We start from the raw sequence: 15,216 nt of genomic DNA, 5'->3' as shown, positions 1-15,216 counted from the left end.
TCTCTGTTTTTGTGGCAACGGCCTGCGGTGTGTGCGGTGTGGACGATACGGGTGACCATTGAAATCAAACCGACGCGAACGGGGTGCTCTGAACATCAGGGGGTAAAGCTGAGTTTTTTAGTCAGGCAAGACATAAATCTACTGCATGTAGTGTCCATAGGCAAGAAAATGACTAAATGTAGTTGTTGTTGACCATGCGCAACAGGCAGAAAAAGACTGTGGAATCACCAATTTGCGTGGAATGAAGTTTATTTTTACTGCGCCGCACAATTCGGTGTGTGGCGCGCCGGCGGGTAACACGGCAAGCGCGTTACCCGCTGCGGCAGGTGTTTTGCGCTGGCGTTGATGGCGAGGATACCCTTGCTTAATCCGGCGTCAGTTCCTTGTTGCGGTTGGCGTGGGCGATCAGCGTGGCGATGACGCAGGAGGCGATGCGTGTTTCGGCGGTGTCGGCGCGGCTAGTTAGTACGATGGGCACCTTGGCGCCGAGGACGATGCCTGCGGTGAGGGCGTTGGCAAGATATTCGAGCTGTTTGGCGACCATATTGCCAGACTCCAGATCGGGAACGACGAGGATTTCGGCACGACCGGCGACTGCCGAGTTGATGCCCTTGGTCTTGGCGGCCTCGATCGATACCGCGTTGTCAAAGGCCAGCGGGCCGTCGAGCAGGCCGCCCTTGATCTGGCCGCGATCGGCCATTTTGCACAGTGCGGCGGCGTCAAGCGTGGACTGGATCTTGGGATTTACGGTTTCGACCGCCGAGAGAATCGCCACTTTCGGTTCCGGGATGCCGATGATGTGCGCGAAGTCGATAGCGTTCTGGATGATGTGCACTTTTTCTTCCAGCGTCGGCGCGATATTGATCGCCGCGTCGGTGATCAGGATCGGCCGCGGGTAGGTCGGCACATCCATCAGAAAGACATGGCTGATGCGGCGCGCGGTGCGCAGACCGGCAGCTTTTGATACCACTTCAGCCATCAGTTCGTCGGTGTGCAGGCTGCCCTTCATCAGCGCTTCGGCGTCGCCGTTGCGAATCAGGGTGACGGCCATTGCTGCCGAGTCGTGGCTGTGTTTGACGTTGACGATGCGGTGTTGTTTGAGGTCCAGGCTGTATTCTGCGGCAATGGCGCGTATCTTGGTTTCGGGGCCGATCAGGATGGGGTCGATGAGGCCGGCTTCGGCGGCCATCAGTGCGCCTTTGAGCGATTCCAGGTCACAGGGATGAACCACCGCCATGTCGATCGGCGACAGTCCCTTGGCGCGCGATACCAGTGTTTGCAAGCGGGCGAATTTGTCCGAGATGGTAATGTCCGGCAGGTCGACGCGCTTGGTGATCATCTTCTCGGCCGGCGCCAGTACTTCGGCGGTGCCATGCACGACCTGCATGCCGTCCTGGTTGATGCATGAGCAGTCGAAAATGATGTGCTGGTTGTGGGCGAACATCTGCTTCGCGGTTACCGTAACGGTAATCATGTCGCCGAGTCGTACTGGTCGCGCAAAATGCAGCGCCTGATCAACGAGGATGGTCCCCGGCCCAGGGAATTGTGTTCCGAGCACGGTTGAGATGAGCGAGGCGCTCCACATGCCGTGCGCGATGACCTCCCTGAACATGCCGCTATTGGCGAATTCCTGGTCGCCCATCGCCGGATTCATGTCGCCGGACATGATGGCGAAGAGTTTGATGTCTTCGGCACGTAGCGAGCGAATCAGTGACGAACTGTCGCCGATGTTTATCTCGTCGAAAATCCGGCTTTCAAGGAAGTGCTGGTGAGTTTCTATACGCATCATTACGCTCCGAGAAGGACTTTTTCAACCACGCCGTGTATCAGGGTGCTTCCCTTCAAATCATGCGGGAAATTATAATCTGCTGCGGTGCAACATACAAATCTTTGTTGCAAGATCCGCAGAATGCAGGACAGGCCAGCGCTGCTGACCAAGTCCGGAGCAAAGTCTGGCCCGGTGGTGGCGTGGGTGCGCCGTAGTTTCAGATCTTGAATATCTGATCGTAGGCAGCCAGCGCCTTGGTGATTTGCGCAGACGGCTTGGCCGGATCGCCCAAGCCGAATTCAGCCTGGAGTGAGGGTTTGTTGTCCGAGATGTAGTCAATGACCCGGTCCAGATTGGCCAGCCGGTTAGGGATGAAATTGTTGGGGGAATTGAGCAATTCGGCCGATTTGGCAAAGTTTGCGCTGAACTGCTGTAGGGTATCGATCGTTCCGTCCCTGTTGCTCGCAAGCGCCGCATCCAGTCGGGTGGCATCGAATGAGGCGAGATTGGTGTTCTGATCAATGGTAAAACCCAGGTCACGTAGGCCGTGAAAGCCGTCTTTCGCTCCGTTAAAAGGGTTCTCGACGCTTTGCTCGAGTTCGTAGAGTGAAACTTCGGCGGCTTGAGTTCCGGCCAGCACGCCATCGCTCTTCACCGTTGCGTCAAAGCGCTTGATCCATTCGTTGTACTTCCCGGCAAAGGTCTGAAGCTGGGCATTGATGGCCTCGTTGTCCATTGCAGCGTTGACGCTGCCCAGCGTCTGTCCAGCGTCTTGCAAGCCGGCAACAGCGGTTTTCATTTCGCTCAGTTCAGAGAACTGAGCTTTGTAGGTGACGTCTTTGGTGTTGATGACGCTCATCATTCGGTAAGCGGATTGCGGGTCGAAGAGCGACATATTAAGGCCGCTGGCCGAAAGCTCCTGGCTGGAGGTCGAGGCGCCAAGGAGCGAAAGCGGATCGCTTGCGCTGGTCAGAAAATCGAGTCCTGAGGATGCTTGGCCCCCATTGAAAACCGAACCGAGCAGTGAATTGACCGACTGCGCCTGAAATGCGGCCAGGCGCAGAGAAAGCGACGATGAAAAGTCACCGCTTTCCGGCGTCGTGGCGCGCCTGGTTTCTGACATGCTACTTGGCTGAGCCTGGCTGAATAGGGTAATGGATAAAGGTGACATGGCGACTCCTGTTGCAACATTATTAAGATCAGGCGACTCGCTAACGGGCGCCGTTCAATGAGAATCATATTCTCAACACGCAATATACGGGCCAGTTGTTTCCAGTACCGCTGGAGGGTCCAAAAGCAAGCTTTCGGAAGACGCGTCGACCAGGGCAGCGGCAAAAATTGCCGCTCGTCTGGGTCGAAATGGCCGGTCGCTTGGGTGAAGTCTGGAGTGCTTGCAACAATTTCCAGATGTTGCAGAGGCTATTTTTCGAATACGTAGGTTCCCGGCGCAGGACCGAGATCAGGATAGTTGTTGGCCTTGGTGTCGGGTGGCGCGACCATTGGCCCGCACTGCGGCGTGAGCCAGGCCAGCCAGTCTTCCCACCACGACCCCTGGGTTTTCCCGGCTCTTCCGAACCAGTGTTCGAAATGCTCGTTACGTTCGGGTTCAGCAACCCAGAAAGCGCGTTTGGGTGGATTGACCACCGGATTGACGATGCCAAGAATGTGACCCGAGGTGGACAAAACGAAACGTACCGGCGCCTTGACGTTGATGTACTTGCGGATACGGTAGGACTGTCGCCAGGGAACGATGTGATCGTCCTCGGCGCTTACCGCATAAAGCGGTTGGGTGATGCGATCAAGGTCGATCGGCTCGCCGGCGATGGTCAGTGCATCACGCTTCATCAGGTTGTTATTCAGGTACATTTCGCGCAGGTAGAAGGAGTGCATGGCGGCCGGCATGCGCGTCGTGTCCATATTCCAGAACAGCACGTCAAACGCAGGTAGTGGCTCACCAAACAGATAACTTTTCTCGAAATAGTGCCAGACCAGGCTGTTTGAGCGCAAAAGACGGAAGCTCGATGCCATGTCGTTGCCGTCGAGATAGCCGACTTTCGCCATTTTCGCTTCGAGCGAACGAATCGCGCCCTCATCGATGAACACATCAATGTCACCCGGCTTGGAGAAGTCGGTCAGGGTGGTGAATAAGGTCCAGTTAGCCACTGGCATATTTTTCTCACCATAGTGGCGACTGGCCCAGGCCATGTAGGTCGCTACCAAGGTGCCGCCAATGCAGTACCCGGTCAGATTGACCTGCGGCACCTTGCACAGCTTGCACACGGCACCGACCACCTGATCGACACCTTCGAGCAGGTAGTCGTCAAAACTGACATCTGCCATCTCGGCAGTCGGGTTTTTCCAGCTTGTGATGAATACGCTGTAGCCCTGGTCGGTGAGGTATTTGACCAGACTCTTCTTGGCCGTCAAATCCAGGATGTAGAACTTGTTGATCCAGGGCATGATGATGACGATAGGTGTTGCGTGCACTTTGGCGGTTGTCGGCGTGTAGTGGATCAACTCAAGCATGCGGTTGCGGAAAACCACCCGCCCCGGCGTTGTGGCCAGATCAACTCCCACCGTAAAGGCATCGGCTTCGACCATGCGGATGTTTTTTGCTTCGATATCGCGTAGCAGGTTCTTGAAGCCCTGCTTTAGACTATCTCCATTGCTCTGAAGGCATTTGCGCATGGCAACCGGGTTGGTGAAAAAGAAATTGGTCGGCGCCATTGCGTTGAGCCACTTTCTCACCCAGAAAGCCGCCCGCCGGCGCTCCTTGTCGGAAAGACCGGGGGTTTCGAAAAGCATGTCCTCAAGCCGATGTGTAAACCCAAGGTATGACTCCTTGATGATGTCCCAGCTTGGTATTTCAGTCCACACCGGGTCGGCAAAGCGAGCATCATCGGCATGCGGTTTGATCACATCGTCACTCGCCAAACCGAAGGCGCGGCGCATGAGGTGTGTCTGAATGGCCAGGACATCGCTGGACATCGCGCTGAGCGCCCGCGCAAACTCCTGCGGATGCATCATCCACGCCACCTGAGCATTGAGAATTGACGTTGTCACGCCAAAAGGGTCGAGGCGCTGCTGAAGCCTGGCCATCAAACCTTCATAGGTACTGACTCCCGTTAGATCCATGGCGAAGTCCTGTTTTCTCAATAAACCGTTACTGCCCATAACGCCCTCCATTGACAGAGACAACGCCGCTCCGAAGCAGACCGGGCGCGGCACCCCTCCAGCCTAAGCAAAGCAGCCTTTGGAAATTTCAAAACCACGTTACCCGGGCGTCGTTTTTTCAGGGAACTGCGTCTCACTCAAACCTGAAATTCTGGCGAAACAACCATCCAGCGGACAACGACGTCCCGGCGGACAGCCATGCTCCAAGACACATTGTTGCTGCGTCTGGTCGGTTAGGACAATCGTGTGTTCAGCCTCGCAGCGGCCAATCGGGGAATCTAAAAAGGTCATGACGCACTCCTTACCAAGGTCTTAGAACCACTATAGACCCTGCGTCAGTGGCATACAACGTGGAGTAACCGGTGCGTACCGCCAGATCACCCGTATTTACTGAGCCTGAAAGCGCATCGACAGATCGAGAGCATGAACATCCTTGGTCAAAGCGCCAACCGAGATGCGGTCGATGCCTGTTTCGGCAATGCTGCGCAGTGTTTCGAGCGTGACGTTGCCTGAGGCTTCAAGTACGGCACGACCCGCAGTAATCGCGACGGCCTCATGCATCTGGTCAAGGCTCATATTGTCGAGCAGAATCATTGTCGCGCCGGCGGCGAGCGCCTGATTCAGCTCGGCGGCGTTTTCGACCTCGACCTGAATGAACTTGCACTGGCCGGCCGTCGCCACGGCTAACCGTGTTGCCGTGGCCATTGCAGCAGCAATGCCGCCGGCAGCGAGGATATGGTTTTCCTTGATCAGAATTGCATCGTACAAACCCAGGCGATGATTGCTGCCGCCGCCGCACTTGACGGCGTATTTTTGTGCCAGACGCAAGCCGGGAAGTGTTTTTCGGGTATCAACAACCTGCGCCCGGGTGTCGGCAATGGCGTCAGCATACTGGCGTGTCTTGGTCGCTACGCCAGAAAGCAGTTGCAGAAAGTTCAGTGCCGTACGCTCGCCTGTGAGCAGGGCGCGCGCCGGGCCTTCAATTTCGCACAGAATCTGGTCGGGAACGACCCGGTCGCCGTCGGCGGCTGTCCAGATGATCGAAATAGTGGGGTCGAGTCTGGCGAAGCAGTGTTCAAACCATGCTCTGCCACACAACACAGCGTTTTCGCGGGAGACAATGGTGGCGCGTCCGATGGCATCGTCAGCAACCAACTGAGCCGTGAGATCGCCGCTACCGACGTCCTCGGCCAAGGCGACAGCAACATTGCGCTCGATTTCAGCAGCGAGCAGGGCAGCCTCGGAAAGTGAAGAGTTCATGAAGACTCCACAGGGCAAGAGTAAGGAAGGCCGGATTTTATCATCTGGCGTTCAGGCGCCGTCAGCGCAGTACTTCACGACTGAGCTGACGCCCGTCCCAGCTCAGGCATTCACCGTGATCTTCGTGCCAGTCCGACATCACCCAGCGTTCGACATGAATGCCGTCAACCAGGTGGTCGTGCCTTGCCGGGCGGTGGGTGTGACCGTGAATGAAGGTGGCATAGCCATGATGGCGCAGGAAATCCTCCGTGTCTGCGGGATTGAGATCCATCATGTACTGCGTCAGTTTCAGTTTTTCGCGCTTTGAATCTTCGCTCTGCTGGCGTAGCGCGGTGGCAATGGCCTTACGCTCTTGCAGCGATTTGTTGAGAAAGGCAACACGCCAGGCGGGATCGCGAACCCGCGTACGAAATATCTGGTAGTCGGTGTCGTCGGTACACAGCAGGTCGCCGTGTGAGAGGACAAACTGCCAACTGGGCAGCGACAGCACGTAGGGGTCAGGCAGTAGGCTGGCGCCGCTGCGTAGGGCGAATTCGTTGCCGAGTAGGAAGTCTCGGTTGCCGTGCATCACCGATAGTCTGACGCCGCAATCGGTCAGCGCACGCAGGGCATTGATGATTCCATGATTGAAGCCGTCCTGCACATCATCAATGCAGTCGTCACCCGGCCAGACCTCAAAGAGATCGCCAAGGATGTAAAGATGCTCGGCGGCGCGTGCGCGACCGCCAAGAAAATCAAGAAAGATACGGGTGGCGCCGGGCGCCTGCGGCGACAGGTGCAGGTCTGAAATGAAGTGGAGCACGGCCGATTCAGACCCGAACGAGCTGCTCAGTTGACTTCAGCGCGCTCGATGATGACGTCCTCTTTCGGCACGTCCTGATGGAATCCTGTACTGCCGGTTTTTACGTCCTTGATCTTGTCGACCACCTCGTTGCCTTCGACCACCTTGCCGAAGACACAGTAACCCCAGCCATTGGCGTTCGGTGCCGTGTAGTTGAGGAAGTCGTTGTCGGCGATATTGATGAAGAACTGCGCGGTGGCTGAGTGCGGATCGGAGGTGCGCGCCATGGCGACCGTGTAGGCGTCGTTTTTCAGACCATTGTCGGCTTCGTTTTTGATCGGATCCTGGCACGGTTTCTGTTTCATACCCGGCTCGAAGCCGCCACCCTGGATCATGAAGCCCGGGATGATGCGGTGAAAAACCGTGTTGTCATAGTGTCCGGCCTGGGCATAAGCAAGGAAATTTTTTGCCGATTCCGGTGCTTTTTCAGCGTCGAGTTCAAGGGTTATGACGCCAAAGTTGGTGTGCAGCTTGATCATGAAAATGCCTTACTTTTTATCAGGGTTGATTTTGATTGACTGGATGATGACAGGTTCGATCGGCACATTCTGGTGCATCGCGCGGTTGCCAGTGGGCACTTTGGCGATTTTGTCGACCACGTCCATGCCTTGAACCACTTTGCCAAACACGGCGTAACCGCCGCCATTTAACGGGTAGTCAAGCTGATTGGAGTTGTCCTGGTGGTTGATGAAAAACTGCGAGGTGGCCGAGTGGGGTTCGGCGCGGCGCGCCATGGCAATCGTTCCACGCTCGTTTTTCAGACCATTTTTTGATTCGTTGAGAATCTGGCTGGCGGTTGGCTTTTCACTCATGTCTTTCAGGAAACCGCCCCCCTGGATCATGAAACCATCAATGACGCGGTGAAAGATTGTGCCGTTGTAAAAGCCGTCCTTGGCGTATTGCAAGAAATTTTTGACGGTGATCGGGGCTTTTTCCGAGTTGAGCTCGATGACGATGGTACCCATGCTGGTCTGCATTTCGACGGTGGGGGCGGCTATCGCTGCGGCTGAAACAAACAGTCCTGCAGCAAGCAGCAGCTCAAGAACGTGCTTCATCAACTTGCTCCTTCAAAAATAATTTTCCAGGTACCGTCTTCGCTGACCCAGTACTGACGTTTTTTCATCTGGTTGTTGAGGTTGTTGCTCTGGTAGTCCTGCTCGAAGGTGACGATCACCAGTTCTTCCTTGCCCGGATTGCGGAACATGGAGACATTGGAGAGCTTGACCTTTATCCATTCCTTGCCGGCATTCACCTTCTGCTTCTGCTGGGCGAACTGCTCGAGGTCTTGATCCTTGCTCTGGAATTTCTTCGAATAGTGTTTCAGGTAGCGGCCAACATCCCTGCTTTCCCAATCGTTACGCCATTCTTCGATTTTCTTGTTGAGCGTGCTACGTTCCTTCTGCCAGTCGTCAAATGAAAGCCATTCGACCGAATTGCTGATAATGACGGGTGTCAGACCGATCTGTAAATTCTTGGCTAGAGCGTCGAGATCGGTGTTGGCCAGAACGACGCAGCCGTCAGAAGCCTTGGGTGGGCGTGAGAAGGTGTCCGACGGCGTGCCATGCAGCCAGATGCCGTGCCCATTACGCCCCTGACGCTTGTCCCATTCGTTGGGGTAGTTGATCGGGAAGGCGCCACTGCCGTAAAAGTCGCCAAGTTTATTAAGGGGCAGGCTGGAGGTGACATGATAGACGCCGACCGGGGTCTTCTTGTCGCCTTCGCGGGTCTTATCGGCGCCCAGCTTGCCGTGCGTGATGTAGTAGTCGGCGACAAAGCGTGGCCGGCCATTGTCGTTTTGGTAGAGGTAGAGGCGCGACTTTTGCGTATCGACAACGATCGCGTGTTCCTGGCCGGGCTGCATTTGCATCAGATAGCGCGGCACGTAGTCAGCGGTAGCCTGCCGGCTGCGGTAGGCCTTGAGACGGGCAACGACTTCCTCGCGCAGATCGGTCAGTTTCTCCTCTGGCGCATTTCGGGCATTGCCGAAGGTTGACAGCGGCATGCTACGGGCTAGCAACAGGTCGCCCTTGATCAGGTGAGCCAGACGGAAATTCGGATACTGTTGCAGCAGCGTTTCGGTCCGTTGAAGCGCTGTGTCGAGATGGTTTTTCTCAATCTCGACAAGAATCCTGGACAACTGAGGTTCCGGACCCGAGTCTGAAAAAGTGACTGGTGGCTTGCTTGAACTGGCAACAACAATCGACCCCGTAGCGCACACGCCAACCAGGGCGGTGAAAGCGATAGCGAGCGTGACTCTCCGCATCAACTGACGCGTTCCTGCAAAATGAGCCATTTGTTTCCGGCTGCTTTCACGAAAACAATGGTCTTGCCGGCGGATGACTTGAGCGTTGCCGACGTATAGCTCTGGCGAAATCTGACCGTGGCCTTGTCGCCAGTGACTGAAACTTTTATGTCTTCAACTTTGACCTGCAATTTGCCCGGCTTGTCGATGCGTTGTGCGCGCTCGGTTTCCCACGCCTTGCGCGCCATGCCGTTGGGGGGTTGGAAATCGGTGGCGTAGTAGCTCAAATAACTTTTCACATCTTTGCGCGACCAGGCGCTGGCCCAACCGAGCAGGGTCTTGGTGACATCAGATTCGTTTCCTGCCGCGGAGGAGGCTGGCGCTGCTTTTTCTACAGGCGTCTTGGTTTCGGAAGGTTTTACGGCGGCAACCGTTTCGGACGCTTTTTCAGCGGATTTGACTGCCGGAGGTGGCGGCGGGGCCGAGGGTGTTGTTACTGCAGGCGCCGTTTTGGGTGCTTCTGCTGCTGCAAGCTTCACCGGCGGCTCGACTGCCGGGCGTGTGGCCGCCGTTCCTGGTTTGGCACTTGGCTTGGACGAGGTGCTGATCAACTCCTTGATCATCGACAGTTTCGTTTGCGTCGCAGCGTTCGATGAGTCGAGTTGGAGCGCCTTGTCGTAGGCTTGGCTGGCGAGTTTGGCGTAAACATCACCAAGATTCTCATGCGCGATGGAGTAGCTCGGATGCGTCCGGATGGCCATCTCAAGGGCGGAACGCGCCTTGTCGTATTGCTTCTGCTGGGCGTAAAGCACGGCGAGATTGTTGTACGGCTCGGGCAACTCGGGAAAATCCTCGGTCAGCTTGGTAAATACCGCAATGGCGTCGGCCGGGCGTCCCAGGTCGGTCAGGATCAGTCCTCTCAGAAAACGACCTTGGGCGTCCTTCGGCTTGCTCGAAATATACAGGTCAACTTTTTCAAGGGCTTGCGGCATCTGATTCTGTTTCATCAGACGCTGGATGTCCGGCAGGGATTGGGCCTGTGCAAGGGAAACGGAAGCGCTCAGAACCAGGCCAAGGATAATGGCTGAAAAGCGCGCCAGTGAAGGCGTTTGGGAGGTGGGACGCATCGTTATGGTATACTTCTCAAGGGTTGGTGACTTAACCGCCTAATTCTAACAAGAAGCGCGTCGAATCCAAAGTACTCCTTATGCTCCCGTTTTTTCATGGGGCGTTCTCGTGAGCCGAAGAATGCTGAAAATCTACAATACTCTGGTCAGAGAAAAGCAGGACTTTGTCCCCATCGAACCCGGCAAGGTTCGCATGTACGTGTGTGGGATGACTGTCTACGACTACTGCCATCTTGGTCACGCCCGTGTTCTGGTTGTTTTTGATATGGTTCAACGCTGGTTGCGGGCGAGTGGCCTGGAGGTGACCTATGTGCGAAATATTACTGATATCGATGACAAAATCATCAAGCGTGCGCTGGAAAACAAAGAGACGATCGGGGAGTTGACTGGGCGCTTCATTGGATTCATGAACGAAGACGCGGCGGCGCTCGGCGTCGAGAAACCCAACTTTGAGCCACGCGCCACCGAGTATGTGCCGCAGATGCAGAAGCTGATCGGTCAGCTTGAAAGCAATGGACTGGCCTATCAGGCGGGCGACGGCGACGTGAACTTCTCGGTGCGCAAGTTTCCCGGTTACGGCAAGCTTTCCGGCAAGTCGCTTGACGATCTGCGTGCAGGCGAACGGGTCGACGTCGAACAGGCCAAGCAGGATCCGCTCGACTTCGTCTTGTGGAAGCACGGCAAGGAAGGCGAACCGTTCTGGGATTCGCCTTGGGGCAGGGGCCGGCCGGGTTGGCACATCGAATGCTCGGCGATGAGTTCCGACCTGCTCGGCAAACATTTTGACATCCACGGCGGCGGCCAGGATTTGCAGTTCCCGCACCACGAAAATGAGATTGCCCAGTCCGAAGGCGCCAATAATTGCCGTTTCGTCAATTATTGGATGCACAACGGCTTTGTACGTATCGATGACGAGAAGATGTCCAAGTCGCTCGGCAATTTCTTCAGCATTCGCGAAGTGCTCAAGAAATACGACGCTGAAGTGGTGCGTTTCTTCATCCTGCGCGCGCACTACCGCAGCCCGCTCAACTACTCCGACATCCATCTCGATGATGCACGTCAGGCATTGGCGAGGCTCTATACCGCGCTCAAGGCCGTCAAGTCCGAGGATGTTCCGGTTGACTGGAGCGATGCCCATGCCCGGCGCTTTCGTCAGGCAATGGACGACGACTTCAATACGTCCGAAGCTTGCGCCGTACTCTTTGATCTGGCCTCCGAACTCAACCGTAGCAAGACGCCGGCGCTTGCCGGGCAACTGCGTGCATTGGCCGGCCTGCTTGGCTTGCTCAAACGCGATCCACAGACCTTTCTGCAGGCCGCGCCAGTGGGAGGGGAGGGCCAGGGCGCTGCGGCTGAATGCTCAGCCAACAGGATCGAAGCACTGATCGCTGCACGGATTGCCGCCAAGAAAGCCAGAAACTTCAGCGAAGCCGACCGTATTCGCAGCGAACTGCTGGCCGCCGGTATTGTGCTTGAGGATGGTGCGCAGGGGACGATCTGGCGCCGCGCCTGATCGCAACTGCAACTGGCGGACGATACAAAATAGTACTCAGCTACTATACTTCGCGCTCTTTTTCGAGCATCAGGCGATAGCATTCATGGGCATAAAATATCAGATCATTCCAGTCACGCCGTTTGAACAGAATTGCAGCCTGCTGTGGTGTGATCAGACGCTGCGCGCAGCAGTGGTTGATCCTGGTGGTGACATTGCGCGCATCCTGAGCGCGGTGAAAAAAAACGGGGTTGTTCTGGAAAGAATTCTTGTAACCCATGGGCATATTGACCACGCCGGGGCCGTTGCTGAGCTGGCCGATCGGTTTTCCCTGCCGATTGAAGGTCCGCAGCGTGAAGATCAGTTCTGGATTGATGGCATGCCGGAGCAAAGCAGGATGTTTGGATTTCCGGATGTGCGCGCTTTTACGCCAGATCGCTGGCTGGAGCAGGGTGATCGCGTCAGTTTCGGCCAGGTCGAAATGGAGGTCTTGCATTGCCCGGGGCATACGCCCGGACATGTGGTCTTTTTCAATGCTCCCGGTCGACTGGCCATTGTCGGTGATGTTTTGTTCCAGGGCTCGATTGGACGTACGGATTTTCCGAAAGGTGATTTCGCAGCACTGATTGCGTCTATCCATGGACGACTGTGGCCGCTTGGCGACGATGTTGCCTTCATCCCTGGGCACGGGCCGATGTCGACCTTCGGCAGCGAACGGCGCAGCAATCCTTTTTGCGGTGAGTGATCCGGCAGCAACCGCGCTGTTTAAGGTTCGCCGCCGGGAGGTCAGGGGGTCAGTCGTGATTGTTGATGTTTATTCGACTAGCCCAGTAGAGGGCTGTAATCTGCGATTTTGCGTGCATTGCGGGGCTGATTCCGAGGCCGGAAAGAATCGTTTCCGCGCCTGAAAAATTACCCGCTTCGCTGGTTATGATTGCTGCAAGAAGCTGGCCGAGAACTCCACCCTGGCCCCCAGAGAGCAAGGCGTCGACAACCTCGTCATGCAATGGCAGTTCCTTGAGGACGTCTTTCATCGGTAGATTGATCAACACCTCGAGCAGAGAAAACAGCCCGATCATGAACGCGTTGTCGCATAGATCAGGAATGTCGGGTTGTGGAACGATTGCCGCACTGAGCAGTTCCATCTGGCGTCCACGCGCGGCGGCGAGCTGCATCAGGGGGTTGGGCGCATTGCCATCGGCCAGATTATTGGCATAAATCAGCAACTGCAGCCAGCGCTGCAACTGGCGACGTCCGAGTATCGCGATCGCCTGGGAGAAATTGCTGATCTTGGTTCTGGCGCCCACAGCAACCGAATTGACTAGACGGAGCAGATTGTAAGAAAGCTTCGGTTCTTCACGGAAGATTCCCTCAATCTCACGCGTGTCGCCGTCCTGTCTGACCAGGTTTAACAGCCGGAGCAACTTAAAGCGTGTGAGATCAGGCTCTTTGGCGTAAAGCGGATTTTGTGTCGCCAGGAAGTGGCTGTCAGACCAGTCAAACTTCTTCTCGGTCAGCCAACTGAACATTTCATACGAAGCGACGCTGGTGGCGATCTTGTGGAATCCAGCGTCTTTAGTGTAAGACAAGTCATTTGCCGAGAGTTCCTGGCGGGCGAACGTCGCATCAAGCCACAGAGAGTCAAACGCGGCAACCGGCACTTTCCTTAGCAGTTCGCCATGGTCTATGTGCAGGCCGAAGCGATTGCCCTGGGTGCGAAGGTACTTGCACCTGGCCAAGGTTTGTGAGTTTTCAAGACTTGTGGCGGGAAGAACGAAAACGACCTGCCTGGCATCAAATCTGTCGAAAAACGAATTTTGTTCCATAGCCGCCGGATTGAGTGGCGCAACCATGGGAAATATGTCGGCCAGCGGTGCAGCGGTCGATTCGGAAAAACAGCGCGCAAGGTCGGCGCTTTCGGTTGTGAAGGGTGACCGGGATTGCCAGTCAATGGCGGCCCAACTGCGGTCGGCAGCGAGAATCGGGCGAAAGAAAAAGTAAGGTTCTGGCATATATGGAGTGCTCTTGGTGTTTTCGCGGAGTTGATTCTGTTTTATGCAAAGTTGCTCAGATTGGACACGCATTGCATTCTAGCCCATATCGGCAGTTATGGATCAAGCTGTAGTCTTGGAAGCCAGGGCAAACCGGTTGTTAGCGAACCCCGTCACTGCGTGCGGCCGGATCCTGCCGGTAGAAGCGGCTCATCTGCACGTAGAGCGTCGGGTAGGCTTGACGCAGGATATCCGGTGTTTCAAAGAAAGTCTCGCTCATGACGGCGAAGAATTCGCCGGGGTTCTCGGCGGCATAGGGGTCGAGCAGGGACGTTGCGTAGAAGTCTTCGCCGTTTTCCTCGGCAACATCAACTCGCGCGCAGAAATTGTCGTAGGCGGCGAGCAGCGCTGCTTCCCATTCCGTGCGCGAGACGTTCGCCGGCAGTGGCGGAATGCCGTTGGCCTCGCCGCTCTGCATGTCGAGCTTGTGCGCGAACTCGTGAATGACAACGTTATAACCTGAGCCGGCCATTTGTGCATCGCGCCAGGATACGAGCAAGGGGCCGCCCTCCCAGGCTTCGCCCGAGGCAATGTCGTTGTACTCATGGACGATGCCGAATTCGTCTTCGACGCTACGCGGGATAATGAATTCATCTGGATAGACGATGATGCCAACCCAGTCGCGATATCGTTCCAGGCCGAGATTAAGGATTGGCAGACAACCCTGCACGGCAATCGAAACACATATGACATCGCTAAGTTCCAGGCCACCGGCGCTGGTAAATTCTTTTTCAGCGAGGAAGGCTTTGCTCAACTTGCGCAAACGTGATTTTTCTTCTCGGTCCAGTGGGTCGACAAAGGGCAGCGTGGCCAGCGTTGCTTCCCACAGAGCGTCGGGCAAAGGATGGGGCTGATTTGATTCGCGCAGCCAGTGGATGAGTTTGCCGATGGTCATTGGTTTAGCGGAGCTTAATGGTGGTATCGGGATGGTGAAATCTGGCGACCATAATTAAACTACTCAAATTGAGTTTAGATCAGGTAATCTGTGGAAATCGCACCATCACTATATATCGGCCTGCTGAATCATCAACATTTAGGAGAGTGAAATGAACGTTCTGCGCAATGCCTCCTTGGCGGTCAAGCTTACCCTGTCGGTGTTGCTGGTACTGGCCACTACCCTGATTGGGAGCACGTTTTTTTTGGTTCAGTTCACCATTAATCAGATGGAAAAAAAGGTTTCAACTGACCTTAAACAACAACTGCTACTCATCACGAATCAGCTGCAAAGCTATAACAGTGGATTGGAGATGACGCTTTCCAG

Annotated in this window: 14 protein-coding genes; 3 read left to right on the top strand and 11 right to left on the bottom strand. The window is 55.7% G+C overall.

Annotated elements, in window-relative coordinates; genetic code table 11:
- Window positions 1-364: 364 nt before the first annotated feature.
- From Q1J43_RS05320 to Q1J43_RS05275, 9 genes are all read right to left on the bottom strand, one after another.
- The gene (locus Q1J43_RS05320) at window positions 365-1,789 is read right to left on the bottom strand and encodes a bifunctional enoyl-CoA hydratase/phosphate acetyltransferase (protein ID WP_301101350.1); all 1,425 of its coding nucleotides are present in this window, start codon (window positions 1,787-1,789) and stop codon (window positions 365-367) included.
- 196 nt (window positions 1,790-1,985) lie between these two features.
- Window positions 1,986-2,939 carry a flagellar filament capping protein FliD gene (gene fliD / locus Q1J43_RS05315; protein WP_301101349.1) on the bottom strand — a complete coding sequence of 318 codons (954 nt, stop codon included), beginning with the start codon at window positions 2,937-2,939 and terminating at the stop codon, window positions 1,986-1,988.
- A gap of 248 nt (window positions 2,940-3,187) precedes the next feature.
- On the bottom strand, window positions 3,188-4,903 hold the full coding sequence (locus Q1J43_RS05310) for an alpha/beta fold hydrolase (RefSeq protein WP_301101348.1): 1,716 nt from the start codon (window positions 4,901-4,903) through the stop codon (window positions 3,188-3,190).
- 426 nt (window positions 4,904-5,329) lie between these two features.
- Window positions 5,330-6,202 (bottom strand): carboxylating nicotinate-nucleotide diphosphorylase, encoded by an 873-nt coding sequence (nadC, locus tag Q1J43_RS05300; protein WP_301101346.1) that lies wholly within the window; start codon window positions 6,200-6,202, stop codon window positions 5,330-5,332.
- 61 nt (window positions 6,203-6,263) lie between these two features.
- Window positions 6,264-7,004 carry a UDP-2,3-diacylglucosamine diphosphatase gene (locus Q1J43_RS05295; RefSeq protein WP_301101345.1) on the bottom strand — a complete coding sequence of 247 codons (741 nt, stop codon included), beginning with the start codon at window positions 7,002-7,004 and terminating at the stop codon, window positions 6,264-6,266.
- Window positions 7,005-7,030: 26 nt separating this feature from the next.
- Entirely contained in the window at window positions 7,031-7,522 is a 492-nt protein-coding gene (locus Q1J43_RS05290; protein WP_301101344.1) for a peptidylprolyl isomerase, read from the bottom strand.
- Between the two features lie 9 nt (window positions 7,523-7,531).
- Window positions 7,532-8,098, bottom strand: a complete 567-nt coding sequence (locus Q1J43_RS05285) for a peptidylprolyl isomerase (RefSeq protein ID WP_301101343.1) — start codon at window positions 8,096-8,098, stop codon at window positions 7,532-7,534.
- Window positions 8,098-9,336, bottom strand: coding sequence for a L,D-transpeptidase family protein (locus Q1J43_RS05280; RefSeq protein ID WP_301101342.1), 1,239 nt, complete (start codon window positions 9,334-9,336; stop codon window positions 8,098-8,100). The genes Q1J43_RS05285 and Q1J43_RS05280 overlap by 1 nt, the downstream gene beginning before the upstream one ends.
- A complete protein-coding gene (locus Q1J43_RS05275) occupies window positions 9,306-10,412 on the bottom strand; it encodes a tetratricopeptide repeat protein (protein WP_301101341.1) in 1,107 nt (368 codons plus the stop codon). Before Q1J43_RS05275 ends, Q1J43_RS05280 begins: the two co-directional genes overlap by 31 nt.
- Window positions 10,413-10,533: 121 nt before the next feature.
- On the opposite strand from Q1J43_RS05275, the gene cysS reads away from it, so the two are divergent.
- Window positions 10,534-11,925, top strand: a complete 1,392-nt coding sequence (gene cysS, locus Q1J43_RS05270) for a cysteine--tRNA ligase (RefSeq protein WP_301101340.1) — start codon at window positions 10,534-10,536, stop codon at window positions 11,923-11,925.
- 85 nt (window positions 11,926-12,010) lie between these two features.
- Window positions 12,011-12,649 carry an MBL fold metallo-hydrolase gene (locus Q1J43_RS05265; protein WP_301101339.1) on the top strand — a complete coding sequence of 213 codons (639 nt, stop codon included), beginning with the start codon at window positions 12,011-12,013 and terminating at the stop codon, window positions 12,647-12,649.
- A 49-nt stretch (window positions 12,650-12,698) separates the two neighbouring features.
- On the opposite strand, the gene Q1J43_RS05260 is transcribed toward Q1J43_RS05265, so the two are convergent.
- Both Q1J43_RS05260 and Q1J43_RS05255 read right to left on the bottom strand, forming a co-directional pair.
- Window positions 12,699-13,916: an HDOD domain-containing protein gene (locus Q1J43_RS05260; protein ID WP_301101338.1), complete on the bottom strand. Its 1,218-nt coding sequence runs from the start codon at window positions 13,914-13,916 to the stop codon at window positions 12,699-12,701.
- 139 nt (window positions 13,917-14,055) lie between these two features.
- Window positions 14,056-14,850: a M90 family metallopeptidase gene (locus tag Q1J43_RS05255; RefSeq protein WP_301101337.1), complete on the bottom strand. Its 795-nt coding sequence runs from the start codon at window positions 14,848-14,850 to the stop codon at window positions 14,056-14,058.
- Between the two features lie 151 nt (window positions 14,851-15,001).
- On the opposite strand from Q1J43_RS05255, the gene Q1J43_RS05250 reads away from it, so the two are divergent.
- Window positions 15,002-15,216: hypothetical protein (locus Q1J43_RS05250; RefSeq protein ID WP_301101336.1), on the top strand; the 215-nt coding region annotated here is incomplete at its 3' end.

Source organism: Propionivibrio sp., from assembly GCF_029255185.1.
Classification (GTDB): Bacteria; Pseudomonadota; Gammaproteobacteria; order Burkholderiales; family Rhodocyclaceae; genus Propionivibrio.
Note: the sequence above shows the minus strand (reverse complement) of the source record. Positions and strands in the feature narration are given on the sequence as shown.

Excerpts from the sequence above, each read along its gene's own strand:
- Q1J43_RS05320 (WP_301101350.1), bottom strand. The coding sequence starts at position 1,789 with ATGATGCGTATAGAAACTCACCAGCACTTCCTTGAAAGCCGGATTTTC.
- fliD (WP_301101349.1), bottom strand. The coding sequence starts at position 2,939 with ATGTCACCTTTATCCATTACCCTATTCAGCCAGGCTCAGCCAAGTAGC.
- Q1J43_RS05310 (WP_301101348.1), bottom strand. The coding sequence starts at position 4,903 with ATGGATCTAACGGGAGTCAGTACCTATGAAGGTTTGATGGCCAGGCTT.
- nadC (WP_301101346.1), bottom strand. The coding sequence starts at position 6,202 with ATGAACTCTTCACTTTCCGAGGCTGCCCTGCTCGCTGCTGAAATCGAG.
- Q1J43_RS05290 (WP_301101344.1), bottom strand. The coding sequence starts at position 7,522 with ATGATCAAGCTGCACACCAACTTTGGCGTCATAACCCTTGAACTCGAC.
- Q1J43_RS05285 (WP_301101343.1), bottom strand. The coding sequence starts at position 8,098 with ATGAAGCACGTTCTTGAGCTGCTGCTTGCTGCAGGACTGTTTGTTTCA.
- Q1J43_RS05280 (WP_301101342.1), bottom strand. The coding sequence starts at position 9,336 with ATGGCTCATTTTGCAGGAACGCGTCAGTTGATGCGGAGAGTCACGCTC.
- Q1J43_RS05275 (WP_301101341.1), bottom strand. The coding sequence starts at position 10,412 with ATGCGTCCCACCTCCCAAACGCCTTCACTGGCGCGCTTTTCAGCCATT.
- cysS (WP_301101340.1), top strand. The coding sequence starts at position 10,534 with ATGCTGAAAATCTACAATACTCTGGTCAGAGAAAAGCAGGACTTTGTC.
- Q1J43_RS05265 (WP_301101339.1), top strand. The coding sequence starts at position 12,011 with ATGGGCATAAAATATCAGATCATTCCAGTCACGCCGTTTGAACAGAAT.
- Q1J43_RS05260 (WP_301101338.1), bottom strand. The coding sequence starts at position 13,916 with ATGCCAGAACCTTACTTTTTCTTTCGCCCGATTCTCGCTGCCGACCGC.
- Q1J43_RS05255 (WP_301101337.1), bottom strand. The coding sequence starts at position 14,850 with ATGACCATCGGCAAACTCATCCACTGGCTGCGCGAATCAAATCAGCCC.